Raw genomic sequence first — 2,605 nt, forward strand, 5'->3', positions numbered from 1 at the left:
TCCCCAAGTACCGCGGGGACCTGGTGCAGGCGGCCGTGGTGACCGAGCGGATGCGCACGGGGTCCATCGAGTCGCGGGGGCAGCCCGGCGAACCCCCCCGCCGGCGCCCGCCCCCCCGGGGGGGGGACGTGGGCTGCGGCGCCCTGGCCCTCGCACCGGTGACCCTCGGCGTGGCCGGCTACCTCGTCCCGCTCGTGGTCGTCACCGCCGGCTACGCGGTGTTCCAGACGGCGAACAACACCTCCGTCATGGCGGACGTCGGCCCGGACCGGCGGGGCGTGGTCTCCGGGGTCCTCAACCTGTCCCGCAACCTCGGGCTCGTCACCGGCGCCTCGGTGATGGGCGCCGTGTTCGCGCTCGCCTCGGGGACGGGCGACGTCGCCACCGCGGGCCCGGAGGACGTCGCCCACGGCATGCGGATCACCTTCGCCGTCGCGGCGGCGCTGGCCGTCACGGCGATCGCCTTCGCGGCGACGGGCCGCGCCCTCGCCCGGCGCGGCTCGGGCGCCCGGTAGCCGTCTGCGGCGAGGCGCGGGACGTACGGGGCGGGCTCAGGCCGCCACGTCGCCGCGGTCGCCGGGCTCGACGACCGCCCGGCCGCGCCGTCACCCGCACGGGACGGGACGGCAGCGTGACCGGGCGCACAGGGGCGGGCCGCGTGGCGGCGCGGCGGTGCGGGCACGTTCAGGGGGCTACACAATGACCACGGTTGTACGCGTTGATTCGGCTCGGATCCGACACGGAGGAAGAGGACGGATGGTCAACGAAAGAGCGGGCAAGCAGGCGCGGCCGCAGGACCTGATCGACGTGGCCCGGCTCGTGACCGCGTACTACGCCCTGCACCCCGATCCGGCGGACCCCGGCCAGCGCGTCGCCTTCGGCACCTCCGGACACCGCGGATCCTCCCTCGCCGCGGCGTTCAACGAGGACCACATCGCCGCGACCAGCCAGGCGATCTGCGAGTACCGCGCCCGGCAGGGCACCGACGGCCCCCTCTTCCTGGGCGCGGACACCCACGCCCTGTCCGAGCCGGCCCGGGTGACCGCCCTGGAGGTCTTCGCCGCCAACGACGTGACCGTGCTCGTGGACTCCGCCGACGGCTACACCCCCACCCCGGCGGTCTCGCACGCGATCCTCACCCACAACCGCGGGCGCACCTCGGCCCTGGCCGACGGAGTCGTGGTCACGCCCTCGCACAACCCGCCCGCCGACGGAGGCTTCAAGTACAACCCGCCGCACGGCGGGCCCGCCGGATCGGACGCGACCGGCTGGATCCAGGAGCGCGCCAACGAGATCATCACCGGGGGCATGAAGGAGGTCCGGCGCATCCCGTACGCGCGGGCGGCCGCCGCCCCGACCACGGGCACGTACGACTTCCTCGGCAGCTACGTGCGCGATCTGCCGTCCGTGCTCGACCTGGACGCCGTCCGCGCCGCGGGCCTGCACATCGGGGCCGACCCGCTCGGCGGGGCCTCCGTGGCCTACTGGGGCCGGATCGCCGAGGAACACCGCCTCGACCTGACCGTCGTCAACCCGCACACCGACCCCACCTGGCGGTTCATGACGCTGGACTGGGACGGCAAGATCCGGATGGACTGCTCCTCCCCGTACGCGATGGCCTCGCTCATCGAAGGCCGCGACAGGTTCCGGATCGCGACCGGCAACGACGCGGACGCCGACCGGCACGGCATCGTGACCCCGGACGGCGGCCTGATGAACCCCAACCACTACCTGGCCACCGCGATCGCCTACCTCTACGCCCACCGCGAGCAGTGGCCGGCGGACGCGGGCATCGGCAAGACGCTGGTGTCCTCGGGAATGATCGACCGGGTGGCCGCCGACCTCGGCCGTGAACTGGTCGAGGTTCCCGTCGGGTTCAAGTGGTTCGTCGACGGGCTCTGCGCGGGCACCATCGGCTTCGGCGGCGAGGAATCGGCCGGAGCCTCCTTCCTGCGCCGCGACGGCTCGGTGTGGACCACCGACAAGGACGGCATCCTCCTGGCCCTGCTGGCCTCGGAGATCCTCGCCGTGACGGGGCAGACCCCGAGCGAGCGGTACGCCGGCCTGACGGCCCGCTTCGGCGAGCCGGCGTACGCCCGGATCGACGCCCCCGCCACCCGGGAGGAGAAGGCCGTCCTGGCCCGGCTGTCCCCCGGGCAGGTCAGCGCCGACACCCTGGCGGGCGAACCGGTCACGGCGGTCCTGACACAGGCTCCCGGGAACGGCGCCGCCATCGGCGGCATCAAGGTCACCACCGAGCACGCCTGGTTCGCGGCCCGCCCCTCGGGAACGGAGGACGTCTACAAGATCTATGCAGAATCGTTCCTGGGCGCCGACCACCTGAGCCGCGTACAGGAGGAGGCCCGCTCCGTCGTGTCGGCGGCACTCGCCGGCTGACCGCCGACCGCCGGCGCCGCGCCCGGCATCGCGCGAACCCCGCACCGCGCCGCGCAACTCTCAGTAGGCTGACGGATCCCGGGAGTTCGCGCGGAGGGAGCACGGCATGCAGGGCGGTACGGTCGCGGTGGTGGGCGGGAGCATCGCGGGCTGCGCGCTGGCGTCGGCGGCGGCCCGCGCCGGCGCCGACCGGGGGGTGGTGCTGGAG

At 74.5% G+C, this 2,605-nt stretch carries 1 protein-coding gene and 1 pseudogene; both read left to right on the forward strand.

What is annotated here, in order from left to right:
• Positions 1-515, forward strand: a pseudogene (locus tag ACFXA3_RS40630) (hypothetical protein); the annotation flags it as partial.
• A gap of 241 nt (positions 516-756) precedes the next feature.
• Entirely contained in the window at positions 757-2,397 is a 1,641-nt protein-coding gene (gene pgm / locus ACFXA3_RS40635) for a phosphoglucomutase (alpha-D-glucose-1,6-bisphosphate-dependent) (RefSeq protein ID WP_385196185.1), read from the forward strand.
• Positions 2,398-2,605 lie beyond the last annotated feature (208 nt).

The organism is Streptomyces sp. NPDC059456 (assembly GCF_042750055.1).
GTDB lineage: Bacteria > Actinomycetota > Actinomycetes > Streptomycetales > Streptomycetaceae > Streptomyces.